Source organism: Marinobacter mangrovi (genome assembly GCF_016798325.1).
Taxonomy (GTDB): Bacteria; Pseudomonadota; Gammaproteobacteria; order Pseudomonadales; family Oleiphilaceae; genus Marinobacter_A; species Marinobacter_A mangrovi.
The window spans coordinates 586,197-605,180 of record NZ_JAERVO010000002.1 but is presented as its reverse complement, the minus strand read 5'-3'; the positions used below and the strand labels follow the sequence as shown (position 1 = coordinate 605,180).

At 53.3% G+C, this 18,984-nt stretch carries 18 protein-coding genes; 13 read left to right on the top strand and 5 right to left on the bottom strand.

What is annotated here, in order from left to right:
* Window positions 1-27 precede the first annotated feature (27 nt).
* The 4 genes from JL474_RS08825 to JL474_RS08810 form a co-directional block, all read right to left on the bottom strand.
* The gene (locus JL474_RS08825) at window positions 28-870 is read right to left on the bottom strand and encodes a glycosyltransferase family 2 protein (RefSeq protein WP_203141753.1); all 843 of its coding nucleotides are present in this window, start codon (window positions 868-870) and stop codon (window positions 28-30) included.
* Window positions 871-881: 11 nt separating this feature from the next.
* Entirely contained in the window at window positions 882-2,321 is a 1,440-nt protein-coding gene (gene wzy, locus JL474_RS08820) for an O-antigen polysaccharide polymerase Wzy (RefSeq protein ID WP_203141752.1), read from the bottom strand.
* Window positions 2,322-2,394: 73 nt separating this feature from the next.
* On the bottom strand, window positions 2,395-3,243 hold the full coding sequence (locus JL474_RS08815; RefSeq protein ID WP_203141751.1) for a sulfotransferase domain-containing protein: 849 nt from the start codon (window positions 3,241-3,243) through the stop codon (window positions 2,395-2,397).
* Entirely contained in the window at window positions 3,240-4,649 is a 1,410-nt protein-coding gene (locus tag JL474_RS08810) for a lipopolysaccharide biosynthesis protein (protein ID WP_203141750.1), read from the bottom strand. The genes JL474_RS08815 and JL474_RS08810 overlap by 4 nt, the downstream gene beginning before the upstream one ends.
* Window positions 4,650-4,720: 71 nt before the next feature.
* Between JL474_RS08810 and JL474_RS08805 the strand changes: the two genes are divergently transcribed.
* Window positions 4,721-4,864, top strand: a complete 144-nt coding sequence (locus JL474_RS08805; RefSeq protein ID WP_203141749.1) for a hypothetical protein — start codon at window positions 4,721-4,723, stop codon at window positions 4,862-4,864.
* A 138-nt stretch (window positions 4,865-5,002) separates the two neighbouring features.
* On the opposite strand, the gene JL474_RS08800 is transcribed toward JL474_RS08805, so the two are convergent.
* Window positions 5,003-6,115, bottom strand: coding sequence for a Wzz/FepE/Etk N-terminal domain-containing protein (locus tag JL474_RS08800; RefSeq protein WP_203141748.1), 1,113 nt, complete (start codon window positions 6,113-6,115; stop codon window positions 5,003-5,005).
* A 263-nt stretch (window positions 6,116-6,378) separates the two neighbouring features.
* Between JL474_RS08800 and JL474_RS08795 the strand changes: the two genes are divergently transcribed.
* From JL474_RS08795 to JL474_RS08740, 12 genes are all read left to right on the top strand, one after another.
* Window positions 6,379-7,460 (top strand): IS3 family transposase gene (locus JL474_RS08795; protein ID WP_236012167.1). Its coding sequence is split into 2 segments (ribosomal slippage): window positions 6,379-6,568 and window positions 6,568-7,460, totalling 1,083 coding nucleotides; the frame shifts between segments, so codons are not numbered across the junction.
* A 332-nt stretch (window positions 7,461-7,792) separates the two neighbouring features.
* Complete coding sequence (locus JL474_RS21700) at window positions 7,793-8,197, top strand: pilin (protein WP_203141747.1); 405 nt, start codon at window positions 7,793-7,795, stop codon at window positions 8,195-8,197.
* Window positions 8,198-8,596: 399 nt separating this feature from the next.
* Window positions 8,597-10,312 (top strand): type IV-A pilus assembly ATPase PilB, encoded by a 1,716-nt coding sequence (gene pilB, locus JL474_RS08785; protein WP_203141746.1) that lies wholly within the window; start codon window positions 8,597-8,599, stop codon window positions 10,310-10,312.
* Between the two features lie 2 nt (window positions 10,313-10,314).
* Window positions 10,315-11,535: a type II secretion system F family protein gene (locus JL474_RS08780; RefSeq protein ID WP_203141745.1), complete on the top strand. Its 1,221-nt coding sequence runs from the start codon at window positions 10,315-10,317 to the stop codon at window positions 11,533-11,535.
* Window positions 11,536-11,608: 73 nt separating this feature from the next.
* Window positions 11,609-12,484, top strand: a complete 876-nt coding sequence (locus JL474_RS08775; RefSeq protein ID WP_203141912.1) for a prepilin peptidase — start codon at window positions 11,609-11,611, stop codon at window positions 12,482-12,484.
* A 15-nt stretch (window positions 12,485-12,499) separates the two neighbouring features.
* Window positions 12,500-13,129, top strand: a complete 630-nt coding sequence (gene coaE / locus JL474_RS08770; RefSeq protein ID WP_203141744.1) for a dephospho-CoA kinase — start codon at window positions 12,500-12,502, stop codon at window positions 13,127-13,129.
* The gene (locus JL474_RS08765; protein WP_203141743.1) at window positions 13,126-13,584 is read left to right on the top strand and encodes an HIT family protein; all 459 of its coding nucleotides are present in this window, start codon (window positions 13,126-13,128) and stop codon (window positions 13,582-13,584) included. The genes coaE and JL474_RS08765 overlap by 4 nt, the downstream gene beginning before the upstream one ends.
* Window positions 13,559-14,644 carry a hypothetical protein gene (locus JL474_RS08760; RefSeq protein ID WP_236012116.1) on the top strand — a complete coding sequence of 362 codons (1,086 nt, stop codon included), beginning with the start codon at window positions 13,559-13,561 and terminating at the stop codon, window positions 14,642-14,644. Before JL474_RS08765 ends, JL474_RS08760 begins: the two co-directional genes overlap by 26 nt.
* On the top strand, window positions 14,641-15,381 hold the full coding sequence (tsaA, locus tag JL474_RS08755; protein WP_203141742.1) for a tRNA (N6-threonylcarbamoyladenosine(37)-N6)-methyltransferase TrmO: 741 nt from the start codon (window positions 14,641-14,643) through the stop codon (window positions 15,379-15,381). Before JL474_RS08760 ends, tsaA begins: the two co-directional genes overlap by 4 nt.
* A 151-nt stretch (window positions 15,382-15,532) precedes the next feature.
* Complete coding sequence (locus tag JL474_RS08750) at window positions 15,533-17,881, top strand: hybrid sensor histidine kinase/response regulator (RefSeq protein WP_328797802.1); 2,349 nt, start codon at window positions 15,533-15,535, stop codon at window positions 17,879-17,881.
* Window positions 17,882-18,023: 142 nt separating this feature from the next.
* Window positions 18,024-18,221 carry a DNA gyrase inhibitor YacG gene (yacG, locus tag JL474_RS08745; RefSeq protein WP_123632532.1) on the top strand — a complete coding sequence of 66 codons (198 nt, stop codon included), beginning with the start codon at window positions 18,024-18,026 and terminating at the stop codon, window positions 18,219-18,221.
* A 149-nt stretch (window positions 18,222-18,370) separates the two neighbouring features.
* A complete protein-coding gene (locus JL474_RS08740) occupies window positions 18,371-18,925 on the top strand; it encodes a YfaZ family outer membrane protein (protein ID WP_123632533.1) in 555 nt (184 codons plus the stop codon).
* Window positions 18,926-18,984 lie beyond the last annotated feature (59 nt).

The following is an 18,984-nucleotide window of genomic DNA, read 5'->3' as shown; positions in this document are numbered from 1 at the left end:
GATTCACTCCATACTAAATAGGTCATCCTAGAGTTCAATCACTTTCTTCCACGTTCGATCAAACACTATTTTTAGCACCGAGCTGATCGAATACGACCTTAGTGCCCTCTTGACGGATTGAACCTTTGTGCGCCGAACTCCCGAAACCACATCAAGGTACGGAAACGTCGTGTGCATTTTTTTATGGAAAAGAAGCGTATCTGAGTAATATCTGAGCGCATTGTACGAACGACTGTAGCTTGACATCACCACATGCCGGATCGTTAAGGGTTCGGGCAACGTGCCCATTCTCCCAACTGAAGCAAGCTTACATAAAAGGTGGTGATCTTCGCGATTTCGAAGTGATTCATCAAACCCGCTGACATTTGTAAAGGCCGACCTTTTAATCATCATTGTCGGCGTATTACGCGTCACCTTTCCGCGGTAAATCAAATCTACGATCTCTTCCTCACGTTTATCCCGTAGCTGGGGCTTCCTGTAAACTGTCGCCGGAGACCCCGGCACCTGCTCCTCAACATCGCATATGGACGCAACCAAATCATGTTGGCTCATATACTCAAATTGCTTCAAGAGCTTGTGTTGATGCCACTCATCATCCGCATCAAGAAAAGCCACATAATCACCGGAAGAGGCCGAAACGCCTTTGTTCCGAGCTACCGAAGGCCCCGAGTTCTGCTGAAACACGTATCGCAGTCGGTCATCATTTATTTCTTTGAGGATTTCCGCTGTTCCATCGGACGATCCATCATCCACGACAACAACCTCAACAGTAACCCCCCGCTGGGAAAGGGCACTCTGCAATGAGCGCAAAATAGTATCGGCAGAGTTATAGCATGGGACAATCACGCTAATTTGGGGCGATTCAGTCATTGGAAGAAGACTCATTTTATACTGCTGTGCCGAAATCTAATTGCCGGCAACACAATAATGGCCAAGTAAGGCAAGACGCCAAACCATATGACCGGACGAACAAGTTGATGCATTTCGCCACGTATAGACATGAATATATTTGCAACTAATACCGCGAACACAAACATCTTTGCTGGATTATTACTATTTAGAGACCACCGATGGAACCTGCTCAACGCATATCCAATAAAAACCATCATAAACACAGAGCAAATGACCCCAAAATTCAAAACGGCTTCACCTAAAATCGATCCTCCCCAACCCATCTGTTTATCCCACCCAAGTACATCAGCTCGAACATAATCTTTGATGTCATCCCTTAGCATTACACCTTGGACACCCCAATGCACCTTCCAAAACAAATTCGGAATAACAGTAGAAATGGCCCTAATGTAGGTCTCACCAAACTGAAAACCATGAATGCTAATTAAATCAGGTACCCAGCCGACCACTCGAAGTTGACTTCCCAACTCAAACAAAGATTCACGAGCCAACGATAAAAAATCAACCTGAGTCAACAACTGGAGAAAACCCTTGCCATCAGGGCTCGAGCGCAACACTCGAATAACAGGGAAAACTACAAATAAAACCGATGCCCCAAGGGGGGCTAACCACATCCTTGAAAAACGCCAATGAATCCGATCAATAAGCCACACTGACGCCAGAACCGGCATAAAAGCGTAACCACGGTTTCCTAGATACAAGTGAAAGTAAAAATTAATCGCACAAACCAGTATACCGGTGACTAAGAAAAATTTTGACCGTCCGGCACCTGCAATTAAAAGAAGTCCACTTACCGGAAATGCGTGAAACAGTATCTTCCCTGTTGCTTCCACCCCAACTCTATCGCCACCACCGAAAACACCGTAACGCCCCCCCTCTGCCAAATTCTGAGCATATATATATGATTCCTTAATAAAAAAGGCAGAGCTTAGGAATAGGAGGAAAACACCCATTCCTTTGAGATTACTTTCATAACGACTCAGCCGTTCAACAGGGAGCTCCATCTTAGGCGATGAAGAACTTGCCAAAACCATTCCGAAAGCAAGAGCAATAGAAGAGTAGCCGACAAGAAGCACGAGCCAAAGACAATCTCTGAAATTAAAATAGCCATCAAGAAAGACTTCGTTCTTTGGCAAACCAATTGTCGCAACTAAAAATATCTGCCCTCCATGAAAGGCTACAAAAGCCAAGTAAACCAGAACCATCGCATCAAAATAATCTCGCTGCCGCCAAGCCAGAACTGTTCCCGCACCTACCATGGTAAGCGACGTAACAAATGCTATAAGGAACCATGAATCTTGACTTGTCGACAGCGGCAATACCACAGAAATCAAAGCTAGCGACTGCAACCCCAATAATAAAAGCAGCATCAAAAATGCTTGATACTTTGAAAGTTTAGGAATTTGCACACCGTTTCCTTGAGTTAAATAGAACTATTCGCTTGCTTTATCTCCATGGCCATTCAACATGACCGTGTTTACTTCATCTTCTTGACCAAGAAGATAGATCTCTGTTTGTCAATTCCTCTAACTCCTTGACCTCACTCTCGATTAGCCCGTAAAGAAAAGCAACAAAGCTTTGGTCTTCATCAGAGAGCTTTTCAACATTACCAGCTTTTAGGCCAACCCCAGGAATAAACTCTAAAGCTGGCTTGACTCTTTGAGCAAACTTCAAAAGACCCGCATTTTCAAGTGCCTTTCGAGCACCGGCCCGCCTGTGTCGCGCTTCAGAAGAAAGCTGAGGAGAAGCAGAATTAATTTTTTTCTCTAATACCGAAGGTTTGAATCCTTCATCCAATCCAGAAAACTCGCAAAATTCAGAAAAGAAGCCTTCTGGATTACTTTTCAAATCATCGAAAAACTGAACCAGTACCCGATCCCTTCCGACTAAATCAAAACAACGCTTAATCTTTTGCGCATATAGCCCCGGCTTAACCCAGCTTGACCATAAATCGTAGTTTTCAACAACTTCCTTGAACGAGTAGTTGAATCTCTGCTTCTTTTTTTCGTGCCAGTAATGGGAAAAAGCCCGCTCGATAGGATCACGCAAACACAAAGCAATACCCTTCGACGGATTGTATTCAGCAATCCGCTCCAGGGCCTTGCCATCCCGTAAATAGGACGGGGTCATGTCAATTCTCAGTTGCCCTTCACCACTCCCTTCATAGTGCTGCTCAAGCCAACTCTCACCCTGCGAATAATAAATATCGAAGTAATGGACGGTATCCCGCTTCGATACCTGGCAACCCGGATGCTCTTTCAGACACTCGTATAACCATGTAGTGCCTGACTTCTGCGGCCCGATGTGTATGAGATCCACTTTTTTTGTCACGTATTCGCTCCGTTGACTTTGAAAGGAAGACTGAAATGCCTGTTCAAAAGAACCAGCACCAGGAAAGCTAGCAGCACTGAAGAGAGCCAGGCAGGCACCAAGCCGAACGCCAACGCTATTAATGCCACCGTCGACGCAATCAGAATTGAGAGGGTTACCGGTGTAACGAGCAGAACATGGTCGACACGCTTGGCAATAATCAAAGCGCAACCATTCATCACCAACTGGGAGAGAATGACGGCAAACGCGCCACCTTCCGCACCCATTGCAGGGATAAAAAGCGATGATGATACAACTAACGTGCCGACGCCCAGCCCCGTCGCAACAAGATTCATCCCAGGCCTGCCGATCATATTCAGGTAGTTGCCTGTTGAACCCACACCAACCCGGAGAACAGAGCCCGCCAACAGCATCAGGACAAGGGCATAAGCATCCTGGTAATCCCCCAGGTAAAGCAGGAGAGGCCTTCCGACTATGCAGAAACACAGGCTCGCCACCAACAACGCAGCAAGCCCCGCATCACGAGCCAACGCATATTCTTTCAATAGCTGCGGCTTATTGCCTGCCGCGTGTAGCCGCCCAATCCTCGGCACCAGCAGCGTATCTAGAGCCTGCTTCACCAATGACAGCGCATTAGTTAATCGAGAAGCCAACCCGTAGTCAGCGGCAACCACAGGAGACGTCAAGGCACCGACGAGAACAACATCAAGTGTTTTGTTGGGCTCAGACGTAAGTTTGGTCATCATGACCGTCAGTCCATATCGAACCAACCCTCTCTGCCGTATTGCCTGTGGCATTCCCAAGGTCGGGAGCAAGGCAGCCAGGCCCAGGAACGCCGGCAGCAAGGCGGACACGACAAACACCGTAGATACCAGCGGGGTTGTCGCCGAAGTATTCATTAGAACGACAACGAGAAGTCCAGCAACCCGTATCGTTGCTGGCATCGCATATTCCAGCAGGGCAAAGGTTGTCGTGCGGAGGGAGGCCCTCAGGCAGGCGTTTATCGTAGCCCTGAAACAGGTTGCGAACATCAGGGGGGATAGCCAGGCAACCCAACCCGCAACGGCCTCAGCCCCAAAGTCACCGATGACCATCGAAACCAGAAGACATACCAGAGTTCCGACTGCACCGGTCAGCCCTGCGATGACAATAAGCGCGCTTTTTTCTTCAGGACGCACGCCCTTGCCCTGTCTGGACATAACAAACAGGGCCGCCCTCTCGGTACTTGTCGAAAGCACACTGGCCGCAAGCTGTGTCGCTGTCAGCGCAATAATGAAGTTGCCGAACTGTGCTTTGGGTAAGAATTTCGCGAGGATAGCGATTGCCAGCAAGCCAAATCCAACTTGCGCCGCCAAAGCCCCCATCGAAATCAATGTTGCTTTACTGTAGGAGCCCTTGAAGCCCATAGGTAGGAAGCTCCGCCTAGATATTCAAAACGGTCATGAAGTCACCTTGCCACTCAGCCATGACCTATCAAATGGCCGGCAAAACCATTTCCGGCATCCAACTCAACGGCGGGCAAAATCATACACAATGCTTACTCAATCAATTTGGCATGGTGGCTTGGACTCCGGGAGTCGTCATGCCGCTTGAGCACCTCCAGGCCAAACATCTGCGCTGAAGAACTCTGCGAATCGAAACTCGCCCATTACAGCAGGTGACGATACTCCGCATTCCAACGCCCCGGGGCGCCGATTGTACCTAGGCCTCCGGGCGACGTCATTCATTCCAAGCCACTCTTTCTCTGGCCGAGAACCCGCTAGTCCGCGTCACTCTGCTGCCGGTAGCGCAGAACGCCCTTTCCAAACCGCACGCCGAACACCAGTATCACGCCCAGCACTCCCCCCAAAAAGGCACAAACGACCAGAGTCTTTATCACACCCATGCCCAACGTTCGCCCGGAAGACGGAGACTCGACAACGTCTACAAGATTGGAAACGGCCTTGTGATCCGAAGCGCTGGCGCTATTCAACATCTTGCCGCTGCTAATGAGCTCAAGTACCTCTCGACGCTCGGCAACTTGCTGCTCGATTTCCCGTGTTTGAGCACTATTCAATCCTGCGCTGATATCGTCTTTGATAACATCGCGATTTGCCTCCAGTGCCCGATAGCCCAAAAAGTAGAGGGGCGGATACATGCCGAATGAGCTACCGGACTGCTCTGCGCCGGCGGATGCCGCTGATTGGCCGACCCAGACCTGAACAGACGGCTTTTCGAGCCCCAGTTTGCGCGCCACTTTGATCGCCTGATTGAGCTCAAAGAGGCGATCCTCTCGGACTTTCTCTAACTTAGATCTCTCAAGCCGTAATTTCGTTTCGAGACTATCGATTTCAGATTGCGTTTCATTCGCAAACTGCTCACCAAGACTGGTCAAAGCACGCTTGGCAGAGAAATCAAGATAGCTTTGAAGCAGCTCTTCACCGCCCTCACCTTCGGGAAATTTGTACTGGACAACCAGATTCATATCCCGGGCGCGTTGAACAGCTACGCCATCAAATGAAAATCGCTTATTGAAAACAGCCTCGACATCATCCCCTTCTTTGAAGGGAACATCTGCGGAACCATTCTCTACAAATGCTTTGAAATTCTGGGCGCTAGAAAGCTGAATAGCCAACGTCTGGTAAACATCCTCAGGGTCCACTGAGAACCCACCCAGAATATTGAAGCTTGAGAAATTTCCTTCCGTGGCGGGCACGGCTTGAAATTGAGTCTGGAGAACAGGCTTCTGCGCTAATTTATAAACACCCCCAAGAATCACTGCGATCAAGATCGCGCCCAAAATCCAACGCCACCCCTCGATCAAGATAATGGCCAAGTCTCTCAAATCGATTTCCCGATCACTCTGATCCTTTTCAACGTCCGTAGGCGACATACCTCGATAGACCTCTGCACAAGTGTCAAATGACGGACACCTTACCTCAAAGGCGGAAAAATACTAACCGCTATTTTCGGGTTGACCTTTACCCATAAAACCGCAACACGGGTTCTACCCCGTTACTGCGGACATTCCTAAAAAGAGGCTGGACTTCCCCCGGTGTAGTGGACACTCCTAGCCTATGATTAGAGCATAGGAGGATTGCCATGAGCAGCCAACGTTACACCCCAGAATTTAAGGATGAAGCGGTCCGGTAAGTACTGGAGCGAGGCTATACCGTATCGGAAGTATCGCAACGACTTGGAGTCTCCGCTCACAGTCTCTACAAATGGGTTAAAGCGGTAAAGCCGGATAAGTCTGATCAGCAGGCTGCCGAGCTGGTTGAAGCCAAGAGTGAGATCCTCAGGCTGCGCGCCCAAATGCGTCGAATTGAAGAAGAGCGCGATATCCTAAAAAAGGCCGCTCGGTACTTTGCCAGAGAGCCCGAGTAAAGTACCGATTCATCAACGATCACCGACGCGAATTCAGCACCAAAACCATGTGTCGAGTGCTCCGGGTGGCCCGTAGCGGTTTCTATCAATGGCTGCACAAACCACTGTCTGACCGAGCCATTGATAACCAGCGACTGCTGGCCCAGATCCTGGCGTCTTATCAGGGCAGCTCCGGTGTTTACGGGTCGCCCAGGGTCTTTCTGGACCTTAGAGAGGCCGGGGAAACCTGTGGTCTGAACCGAGTCGCACGGTTGATGAAAGAACATAAAATCAAAGCGCTACGAGGCTACAAGGCCCCGCGAGTCATCGCCGGCAGGCCCTCCATCCTGACTCCGAACAAGCTCCAGCGGGAGTTTACGGTGGAGCGACCCGACAAGTCCTGGGTCACTGATATCACCTACCTTCGGACCTGGCAGGGGTGGCTGTACCTGGCGGTGGTCGTCGATCTCTTCTCGCGCCGCGTGGTGGGCTGGTCAATGAAACCCACTCTGCACCGCAGCCTGGTGGTAGATGCGCTACTCATGGCCGTTTGGCGGCGTCGGCCGAAGGAGACCGTCCTGGTTCACTCCGACCAAGGCTCACAATATGGGAGCGATGACTGGCATCGGTTCTGTCGCGCCCATAATCTCGAACCCAGTATGAGTCGACGAGGCAACTGCTGGGATAATGCGGTAGCCGAGTCCTTCTTCAGCAGCCTGAAAAAGGAACGCATCCGCAAACGGATCTACAAAACCCGTGATCTGGCCAAGGCGGATGTGTTCGACTACATCGAAGTGTTTTATAACCGGCTTCGACGTCATACCCACTTGGGAGGCGTCAGCCCCGAGGCCTTTGAGCTGGCCTCCGTTTGAGGGCGAGGAGTGTCGTGCTTCGCAGCGGAGCGGGGAGAGGCAATCATATTTATTGAAGCCCCTGCACCAGCTCGACCAAGATCGCCCCTATACAGAACGAAAAGCAAGAGCCCGCTATAAACCCATATCCACAAGTGACGATATTCGTCACATTGTGACGCGAACCCCCTTAGGCACAGCCTGAATCTTAGACAGCCATAAAACCACAAGATCTTGATTCATAAACTTTTTTAAATTTTTTTAAAAACTGGCCCGCTCTATGCTTAGAGATAATCAGCGATTCGCTGAGCGCGAATTGACAGTAGAGTTTGTTAAACAACGGAGAAAACTACATGAACAAGCAAGCCCAAAAAGGTTTCACCCTTATCGAATTGATGATCGTAGTGGCTATTATCGGTATTCTGGCCGCCGTAGCAATTCCTGCTTACCGTGATTATGTCGCAACATCCCACGGTGGCGCAGCCATGGCTGGCGTAAGTGGTTTTGTGCAGAAGACACAAGCCTGCATGCAAACTGGTATTGGGTGTACCTCCCTGAACACTGAAATTGGTAATGTAACAGCGCTTACCGCTTCTGCAGCCCCGGCAGAGAACCTTGCTACTACCGATCTGACCTGGGACGACGGTGACTGTGCTGTGACGGCAACAATTGCTCTGGATAGTGAAGTAACGTACGCAGCGGCCAGCTCTGGCGGTGGCGCTACTGATGCACAGTGCACCGAAGGTGCTGGCTTATAAACGCCATCTTCGTACCGAAAAATTAGAGAAAAGGCTGCGCTGCAGCCTTTTCTTTTATCCGCAAGTTAACGTGGAGATTAAAATCGGCTTCGATTGCCCCCTGTTGTTGCTCAATGTGAAGGATTAAGAGAGCACTTAAAACAGACATCCAACCGCTACTAACGCTTAGCCTGCCACCTTGCCCCTAACTGTTCGATTGCAAACGGTTTGACCAGCGACCTCTACCGGCTTAAAAAATAGCTCGTACTCTGCAGGCGACTTTAATCCAACGCCTTCTGCTTAGGAAAACGGGGAATTTGATTTCAGCGGACATTCTCGATGCAGCTTTCAAATGAACCGAGTCCGATCTAGACTTTGACATCATAAACATTCAGCAAACTGTCGAAAGCACTAAAATTTATGCCTCCAAGCAATCAGAATGTAACCCTGACTGGTCTCGCCCGTAAATTTGTTGAGGATGGCCTGCTTGACGAAGCTGCCGCTCGTGATGCGTTCATTCAGGCTTCGAACAATAAGATTCCGCTGATCACCTATCTTGTTCAGAATAACCTGGCAGATAGCCGTGGACTGGCCTTCTCAGCGGCGATGGAGTTCGGCGTCTCGGTACTTGATTTGAGTTCATTTGCGCCAGAGATGCTCCCAGAGAAGATTGTCGATGAAAAGCTGATCCGAAAACATAATGCGCTCCCTCTCTACAAGCGGGGGAAGCGTCTGTTTATTGCGGTCTCGGATCCCACGAATATCCAGGCGCTGGACGAAATCAAGTTCAATACGGGACTTAGCACTGACGCTGTTCTAGTAGACGATGCAAAGCTCCGGGAAATGATCGACCGCTACCTAGAGTCCCACGAGTCGTCCATGGGCGACCTTGAAGATGCAGAACTTGAAGATATCGACGTTGATGGCGGTGATGATGAGAGCGACGATGCCACGGCAGCCGCCACAGATGTTGACGATGCCCCTATCGTCAAGTACGTCAACAAAGTGCTTCTCGACGCGATCCGGGGCGGCGCATCAGACATTCATTTTGAACCTTACGAAAAGACGTTCCGCGTTCGGTATCGCACCGATGGCATCTTGAAAGAGATGTCGAAGCCTTCTATCAAATTGGCGCCCAAGATATCGGCACGCGTCAAGATCATGGCCCAGCTTGATATCTCTGAGCGTAGAGTACCTCAGGATGGCCGAATCAAGATGAAGCTTTCCAAAACCAAGGCGATAGATTTCCGGGTCAATACACTTCCGACGCTTTGGGGTGAGAAAATCGTACTTCGTATACTTGATCCGAGTTCGGCAAAACTGGGGATTGATGCTCTGGGCTACGAGGACGAGCAGAAACAAATGTATATGGAGGCCCTGGAACAACCTCAAGGAATGATTCTAGTAACAGGCCCAACCGGTTCTGGTAAAACGGTATCTCTTTATACGGGCCTCAATATCTTAAACACGCAAGAGCGAAACATTTCCACAGCAGAAGATCCGGCAGAGATCAATCTTGAAGGCATCAACCAGGTTAATGTCAACAACAAAGTCGGCCTGGGCTTCGCTGAAGCACTGCGCGCCTTCCTGCGACAGGATCCCGATGTCATCATGGTTGGTGAGATCCGGGATCTCGAAACCGCAAACATCGCGATTAAAGCGGCTCAGACTGGCCACTTGGTGCTATCCACACTGCACACTAACAGCGCACCCGAAACGCTTACCCGTATGATGAATATGGGGGTTCCCGCCTTTAACATCGCTACCTCCGTCAGCCTCATTATCGCCCAGCGACTGGCTCGCCGCCTATGTAGTTGCAAGGAGCCTGCCGATATCCCCAGAGACGTCCTATTGAAGGAGGGCTTCACAGAGCAACAAATTGATACAGGTTTTACTTTGTACCGCCCAAAGGGCTGTGATAAATGCAATGGTGGATATAAAGGCCGCGTCGGCATTTACGAAGTCGTCAAGGTCACCGGCAACCTCGCCAACATGATTATGGAAGAGGCGAGTTCGATTCAGATTGCAAAGCAAGCTCAGGCGGAAGGCTTCGCCAACCTCAGACAGTCGGGCCTGAAAAAGGTCATGGACGGCGTCACCAGTCTTGAGGAAGCGAACCGCGTGACGAAGGATTAATTATGGCAGAAAACGCGCAAAAGCTATCTACATACGTTTGGGAAGGCAAGGACCGCAAAGGTAACAAAACGAAAGGCGAAATATCTGGCAGCAACCTCGCTCTGGCGAAAGCTCAACTTCGAAAGCAGGGCATAATGCCGGAAAAGGTCAAGAAGAAGTCGAAACCTTTATTTGGCGGCAGCAAAAAGGTAAGCCCGTTTGACATTGCCATGCTTACACGTCAACTGGCCACAATGATGAAAGCTGGCGTTCCACTAGTCCAGAGTTTCGATATAGTCGCAGATGGCCTGGAAAATAAAGGCCTGCAAGAGCTTGTTGTAAGCCTGAGAAACGATGTTGCGTCGGGAACCAGTTTCGCCGGTGCACTTCGCAGACACCCAAGATATTTTGATGATTTGTACTGCAACCTTGTCGACTCCGGTGAAAAAGCTGGCGCACTTGAGCAAATGTTGTCGAGGATTGCGACTTATCTAGAGAAAACGGAGATACTAAAGAAGAAAGTCAAAAAGGCAATGACCTACCCTATTGCCGTTGTTGTTGTCGCCATCATCGTAACAGCCATCCTGTTGGTCAAAGTTGTTCCTCAATTTGAGAGCTTATTTAATGGTTTCGGCGCTGACCTCCCCGCTTTTACACAGTTCATTATCAATATTTCCGAATGGCTTCAATCTTGGTGGTTTATCGTCTTACTGGCCATATTTGGGTTTATTTGGGCTTTTAAAGAGGCAAAAAAACGCTCAAGAAAATTTTCAGACATCGTAGACAAGTATGTGCTAAAAATCCCGATTATTGGTGAAATTATTGACAAGTCTGCTGTTGCAAAATTCGGCAGAGTACTTTCCACAACTTTCGCGTCGGGTGTGCCGTTAGTGGACGCACTTGAGTCAGTGGCCGGCTCAACGGGCAACGCAGTATACAGGGATGCCGTAACAAGAATTCGCGACGACGTATCAAGCGGTACTCAGCTGCAGGCCTCAATGCGTGCTACTGATGTTTTCCCTATCATGGCAGTGCAACTGACCGCCATTGGTGAAGAGTCCGGCAACCTGGATTCCATGCTGGAGAAAGTAGCCGACCACTATGAGTCCGTTGTCGACGATATGGTCGATAACCTCACCTCTCTCATGGAGCCCATAATCATGTCTGTTCTGGGCGTCCTTGTCGGTGGTTTGATTATAGGAATGTATCTACCCATATTCCAGATGGGCAAAGTTGTCGGATAACACATTCTCGCTTGAGGGAGCGTGAAGTCATTTGCCTCCCTCTGCTCTTCTCTTCAGATCACTCAGTGACTTCATGACTCAAATAGACGCCCTGATGGCCACCCCGTGGCTTTTTTATCCCTGCCTCTTCGCGATATCTCTCTGCATAGGCAGCTTCCTAAACGTCGTCATCCTCCGCCTCCCCAAAATGATGGAGCAAGACTGGCGCTGCCAATGCGAGGAGTTTCTTGAAATTCCAGAAGGTGACCGAAAGCCCGAAAAGAAATTCACCCTCTCCTCCCCCAACTCGACCTGCCCAAAATGCGGGCACGAGATCAAGCCCTGGGAAAACATCCCGGTCATCAGCTACCTGTTCCTGAGCGGCAAGTGCGCCTCCTGCAAAGCACCGATTTCGATTCGCTACCCGCTGATTGAAGCCGCTACCGCCATTCTGTCGGTCTTTACCGTGGCCTGGCTGGGCGCCGGCGAAAAGGGGCTTTGGGCGCTGGTTCTGGTGTGGGCTTTGATCGCGCTGACCGTGATCGATTTCGATACCCAGCTGCTACCGGACAGCATCACCCTTCCCCTGCTCTGGCTGGGTCTTATTCTCAACTACTTCGGAGTACTGACCGATTTCAGCAGCGCCTTCTGGGGGGCGATCTTTGGTTATCTATCCCTCTGGTCCATCTACTGGCTGTTCAAGCTGGTAACCGGCAAAGAAGGCATGGGGCATGGTGACTTCAAGCTGTTAGGCGCCCTGGGGGCCTGGCTGGGATGGCAGTTGCTGCCAGCAGTGATTCTGCTATCGTCCGTGGTGGGTGCCGTCATAGGCATCAGTCTGATCGTTTTCCGTGGCCATGGGCGCGAGGTACCGATTCCGTTTGGGCCCTATCTGGCGATCGCCGGCCTGCTTGCACTCTGGTTCGGTCCGGAGATGACGGCAGCCTGGGTCAACTTCCTCAAAGTATAACAACAGGTCTATCCCTTGAGAGTCATCGGTCTGACGGGCGGTATTGGCAGTGGTAAGTCCACGGTCGCCCGGTTCTTCCAGGAGTTGGGTGTCCATGCGGTGGATGCCGACATCGTTGCTCGTGAAGTCGTTGAACCCGGAACGCAGGCACTGGCACGGATTGCCGAGCACTTTGGCAAGAATATCCTGACACCCGAAGGAGCATTGGATCGCGCAGCTTTGCGGCAGATCGTGTTTGAAGCGCCAGCCGAGCGGCAATGGTTGGAGAACCTGCTCCACCCCATTATTCGAAACGAGATCCGACGCCAGCTCTGGCTGGATGATGAACCTGCTCCGCCAGACTATCCTCATCAGTATGTCTTGCTGGTTTCCCCGTTACTCCTGGAAACCGATCAGCATCAGCTGGCGGATGAGGTGATTGTGGTGGACGTGCCTGTTGAAACCCAGATCGAACGCACCATGAATCGCGATCAGAACACTCGAGACCAGGTGGAGCGCATTATTGCAGCACAGATGCCCCGGGAGGATCGACTCCAGAAAGCCGATCACGTGGTTGATAACACCCAACCTCTCGCGGTGGTCGAAGACGAGGTCAAGGCGCTTCACGCATTGCTGGACGCGAATTCTGTGGATCAACGTTCATGAGCAAGCCCTGCATTTTTTGCCAGATCGCGGCTAATGAAGCGCCCCATGCCCTGGTCTACGAAGACGCTGAATGCAGCGCTTTCATGGATATCCATCCGCTTGGACGGGGCCACGTTCTTGTTATTCCGAAACAACATGCGGTTCAGATAACCGAGCTGGACGGTACTTTTCAGGATCGACTGTTCCAGGTTGCTCGCCGGGTACTCAAGGCCCAACGCCAACTCGGTTGGGGACTGCAGGGAACCCATATCCTCCTGAACGATGGCAAGGCAGCGAACCAGACGGTGCCGCATGCTCATATCCACGTCATTCCCCGGGAATCCCGGGACAGCCTGAAATCCATGGGACGTCTTCTGCTGCACGTGACCGGGTTGTTCGGTCCTCGCCAGAAGTCAGCGGTATTGCAACAACAGGCGAAAGCGCTTCGGCATGAAATCGATCGTTTCCAGGAATAGAGTACGTCCAACCAGCTACACCAAGGCGCTCTTTCTTTGCCTCACAGCTCTACCCGTCGCCGCCCTGGGCAGCACGGCGGATCGGGAGGAGCCGTTCGTTTCTCCTTTGCGGATGGACGCGCTGGGCCCGGATTTTTTTACCTACACCAAGGACCAGCGCTACACGCAGCCGCAGGACTCATGGTGGCTGGACACCTCCGAGTGGATCATCCGACAGCACGAAGAACGCTCCAAGGAAGTCCAGAACATGGGCGCATGGGCCGACCAGACGTTGGCCGGCGACCAGCTCGCCCTTCCAGACAACCAGAGCTACCTGCGGATCGGTTTCGCCACCCGCTCGGAAACCGGCAATTTGGCCCAAATCCAGCCGGAAGCCCGCTTCAAGCTGGATCTGCCCACCGTTGAAGAAAAACTGCGCCTGGTTGTCGAAAGTGACAGCGAGGAGACCAAATCCCTGTCAGAAAGGGATCGGGATCGTCAGTTGACCGAAGACGAACGCAGTGATTCGGAGGCCACCGGTGCCTTGCGCTACATCACGGATCTGACGGACACGTTGAACCTGACCAACGACGTGGGTGCCCGGCTGCGACTGCCGCCGGATGCGTTCTGGCGGGCACGCTCCCGCGGTCATTTCGATCTGGCCGATGACTGGGATCTGGATATCGACCAGCGGTTTTATTATTTTCACCAGGACGGCTGGGGCGAAAGCACCTGGCTGGGATTTTCCAGGTTGTACGGAGAGTGGCGGTTCCGGAGCGCCTCTGAATTGCGCTGGGTACATTCCGACCGGAATTTCGAGTTTTCCGAGATCTTCAGCCTCTACAGTCGGCCCAATAATCGGGCCGAGCTGAATCCCCGCATGGGCGTCCTCGGCGAGAGCCAGCCCTCATGGCGTCCGACGGAATACTTCGTTGATTTCACCTACCGTTATCGTCTTTACAGCACCTGGCTTTATGGCGAGGCCATCCCGGCCGTGAACTTTTACCGAGACGACAATTTCGGCGAAACCACCTCCATCACCTTTCGTATCGAAATGTATTTTGCCGGAAGTATCCGATGAGCCGACATCCATCCCGACCGGCTCAGGACGCCCTGACGCTTGAACCGATTGCGGTCACCCGCTCCTGCTTCCAGGACAAGTTCGGCGTTCCCCGCCAGCCGGGCCTCACCCGACACGCCTGGGCGGATCTGATCATCCAGCCGCCTTACAATCGGGAAGACGCCTTCCGGGGCCTTGAAGACTGCTCCCATCTCTGGCTGACGTTCCAGTTCCATGAAGCCGTGAGGGCCGAATGGCGGCCGACAATCCGCCCGCCCCGTCTCGGAGGCAACAAAAAAGTCGGCGTGTTTGCCAGCCGTTCGCCCTTCCGCCCCAACAGCCTGGGCCTGTCCGTCGTGCGCAACGAAGGGCTGCGCCGGCATAACGGCGATTTGGTGCTGCGCATTCGGGAGCATGATCTGATCGAGGGAACGCCCATCCTCGACATCAAACCCTACCTGCCGTTTGCCGATGCGGTCTCCGATGCCGAGATCCCTTGGGCTTCCGCGCTGCCCATCGAGCGACTGCCAGTCGAGTTTGCGGCAGAAGCCGAGGCCCAATTGAACGCGCTGGATCCCGAGCGCTACCCCGAGTTTCGCGCGCTGATCGAAGACGTGGTGGCCTACGATCCGCGCCCGTCCTTTCGCCGGGGGCGCATCGAGGAGCGGATCTATGGCGCGCACCTCTACGATCACAATGTCCGCTTCCGCTTCAGCGAAGCGGGCGTGACCGTTTTGACGATAAGTCTGCTAGACTGAGATTTCAGTCAGAACAGGGCTGCAGAAGACATCTGTAATAAAGCAACCTCTGAACACGCCCGGGCATTCGGTGCATGACATGGGGCCACCTGCATGACACAGATGCCTCAGGTTTGCCGTAGTCGCATCACTTCACCAGGGAAACGGTAGCGTGGCATTACGAACATCCCTCAAGAAATTCGGTGTCCGGCCACTCGCGGCACGCCTGCTGGTCTACGTCCTGATTTTCAGTTTCCTGCTCTCCGTTGTCGCCACGGGCGCCCAGATGATGGGTGAATTCGGCCGTCGCAAGAGTGAGCTGCAGGAAGTCCAGAACCGCGCCGCGGAGATGTTGCAACCGGTGCTGAGCAGCAACCTCTGGATGCTCGATTTCAAGGCCGTGGAAACCAGTCTTGATGGACTGCTCGCCTTCCCGTCGATGCAGTACGCCGAGGTCCGTTCCGAAACCGGCGATGTCTTTCGCGCGGGCCAGCCGGTCGATCACGATAGCATTGAGCAGACCTACCCGATCAAGATGAGCGACGGCGAACACCAGGGACAACAGCTGGGCACGCTGACCATCAGCTCGTCCCTGAGCACGGTCTACCAGGAGGTGATCAGCCGCGGCCTGATTTTGCTGCTGTTCCAGAGCATGATCGTGATGCTGGGCACCCTGGGCCTGCTGGTCATCGTGCGCCTGACCCTGACCCGGCACCTGGAAACCATTTCCGATTACATCAAACGACTCAACTTCGATGCCCTGATCGCCCCGCTCAAGCTTCGACGCCGTCCACCACGCCGGGCCGATGAACTCAGCGAAGTCGAGCATGCGCTGAACATCATGCGCGCCCAGCTGCTGGAAGAAGCACGCGACCTGCGCCAATCCAGCCTGCGCTCAAGGGACGAACGGGATGAAGCGGTACGGGCCAACCATGCCAAGAACCTGTTCCTGGCCAACGTCAGCCATGAACTGCGTACGCCCCTGCAATCCGTACTGGGCTATGCCAGCCTGCTCGAAGATACGCAACTTGACGACGAGCAACGGGATTTCGTCAAAACCCTGCAGAATTCGGCCGAGAGCCTGTCCGCCATCATCAACGACCTGCTGGACATTTCCAGTATGGAGGCCGGCAAGCTGGTGCTTGAGGACATTCCGTTCGACCTGCGCGACACCTTGAATGACCTGGTGGTGATGCTCGGCGAACGTGCCAGGGAGAAAGGGCTGGCGCTGGAGTTACGCGTCGATGAGAACCTGCCCAGTGCCCTGCGCGGGGACCCGATCCGCCTGCGCCAGATCCTGCTGAACCTGACCTCCAACGCCATCAAGTTCACCGATTCCGGCCATGTCCTGGTCAATCTGGAAGTGCTCGGCCACAAGGACGACCGCATTCAGGTCCGCATTGCCGTTGAAGATACCGGGGTGGGCATCCACGCCGAAGATCTGCCACTGGTCTATGAACCCTACGTCCAGTTGGGACAACGTTTTCGCCGGCAGTTGCCGGGAGCCGGCCTGGGGCTGACCATCTGCCGGCAGTTGATTGGACTGATGGGCGGGCACCTGGATGTCCAGAGCTGCCCCGGCGAAGGTTCCACATTCTGGATCGAGCTGGACCTGGCCACCGCGCCGGAAGGCACCACCCGTGTGCGCCCGGACACCCGTATGATCCGCGGTAAACGCCTGCTGGTTGTGGATTCCTACGCGCTCTCGCGCAAAATCACCCTGGAGATGCTGTCCCGCAACGAGGTGGAGATCGAAGCCGTCCACTCCGCCGCCGAAGCCCTGCTGACCCTGCGCCAGAACAGTGACAGCGGTGTTCCCTTCGATGCCATGATCCTGGACGGCTTCGTCCCGGATATGGACAGCGATCTCCTGTGCCAGCAAGTGCGTGAAAATCCCGCCTGGAAGGACACTCGCATCCTTGTGCTGTCCTCCAACCCGCAGCGCGGCGACGCGGAACACTTCCGACAGGCCGGCGCGGACGGCTTCCTTAGCAAATCACTGCGCGAATCCTGCCTGACTCCGATCCTCCACCAGATGTTCAGTGATCGCGCCAGCGGCGAGCGCGCGTTCCTGACCCGGTTCTCCCTGCAGCCCAGTCCGGAACAGCGCAGCCAACACCCATTACCCAGCCAGCGCATGCGCGTTCTGCTGGTCGAGGACAACCCGGTCAACCGCACACTGACCCGCCGACTTTTGGAGAAGCTGGGGTGCGAAGTCACCACAGCCAACGATGGCGAAGCCGCCCTGGGCCTGATCCAGTGGCACGAATTCGACATCATCTTTATGGACTGCGTGATGCCACGGGTCGATGGTTACGAAGCCACCCGGCGTCTGCGTGAGCGCGAACGCAACCTCAATCAGCCGCCCGTGCCGGTGATTGCGCTGACCGCCAGCGCAATGGAGAAGGATGAAGAGCGCTGTCGCCGGGCGGGTATGGACGCCTTCGTTGCCAAGCCCGTGAACATGGAGATGCTCCGTGCCGTGATCGAACAGTTCTGCCGGAGTGCAATCGACGTCTGAGCCGGTTAACATAGGCTTCAGGATGCAACGGATAGATAGCCAGTTAAATCAATTCTTTGCACCCAGTCTGGTCCATCCCGTCCTTGCGTTGAACACTTTTCCCAACGCAAACGGGGCAATCTCAATCGGTAGTCAGAGATCCATGCTTGTCACCTGCCCAACCTGCAAAAACGACGTCGAGTGGGACGTCAACAATCCTTATCGGCCATTCTGCTGCGAGCGCTGCAAGCTGATTGACCTGGGCGCCTGGGCCAACGAGGAATTCCGAATCCCTGCTGAAGACGCCGACCCGGGTGAATTTCCGGACGCTGACAACGAGCACGACTTTCCGAAGCACTGAACAACTCAATCGGGATTCAGACTAATACGTCTGCAACCCATTGATCGGCGTCATGGAAGACCCGGCTGAATGACCAGATGTTAAGTTGAGAGGCCCTTAGCCCATGGCTACTATGGGCCGCAGAACCAACGAACGATAAGGGTAAATCCATGAAATATTGCCGCCTTTCCATTCTGGCACTGTCCGTGGCCGCCACACCGGCGCTGGCCGCCGATTTTGATCTCAGCCTGACCAACGATTCCGCCAAAGGCCAGATCGACTTCATGCCGAACACCGCCGATCTCCAGGCCGGCGCCGGCTACACCTACCACGAAGGCAGCCGCCACATCGTCAACCTGGACCTGCACGCGCAAGGCCGCACGGCACTGGGCAACCTGCCAACAACCGCCGGTATCGGCGTTCAGGGTATTGGCTGGGATGATGACGACTTTGATGGCGGCGCGGTGGGCATCGGTGGTTTCGCCACCATGAACATCCCCAACGTTCCTGGCCTGTCGGTGACCGGCGCCCTGCACTATGCACCCAGCATCCTGTCCTTCGGGGACTCCGACGATATGACCAGTTTCGAAGGACGGGTCAGCTATCGGGTCATCCGCAACGCCGAACTGTTCGCTGGCTACCGCTACCTGAACACCGATCTCGACCCCCGCGGCGACATCGATCTGGATGAAGGCGCCATGGCCGGTATGAAGCTCTACTTCTAAAACCCGAACGTCAGAGCGCTTTCAGCAAGAAACGGGATTCCGGATGAATCCCGTTTTTT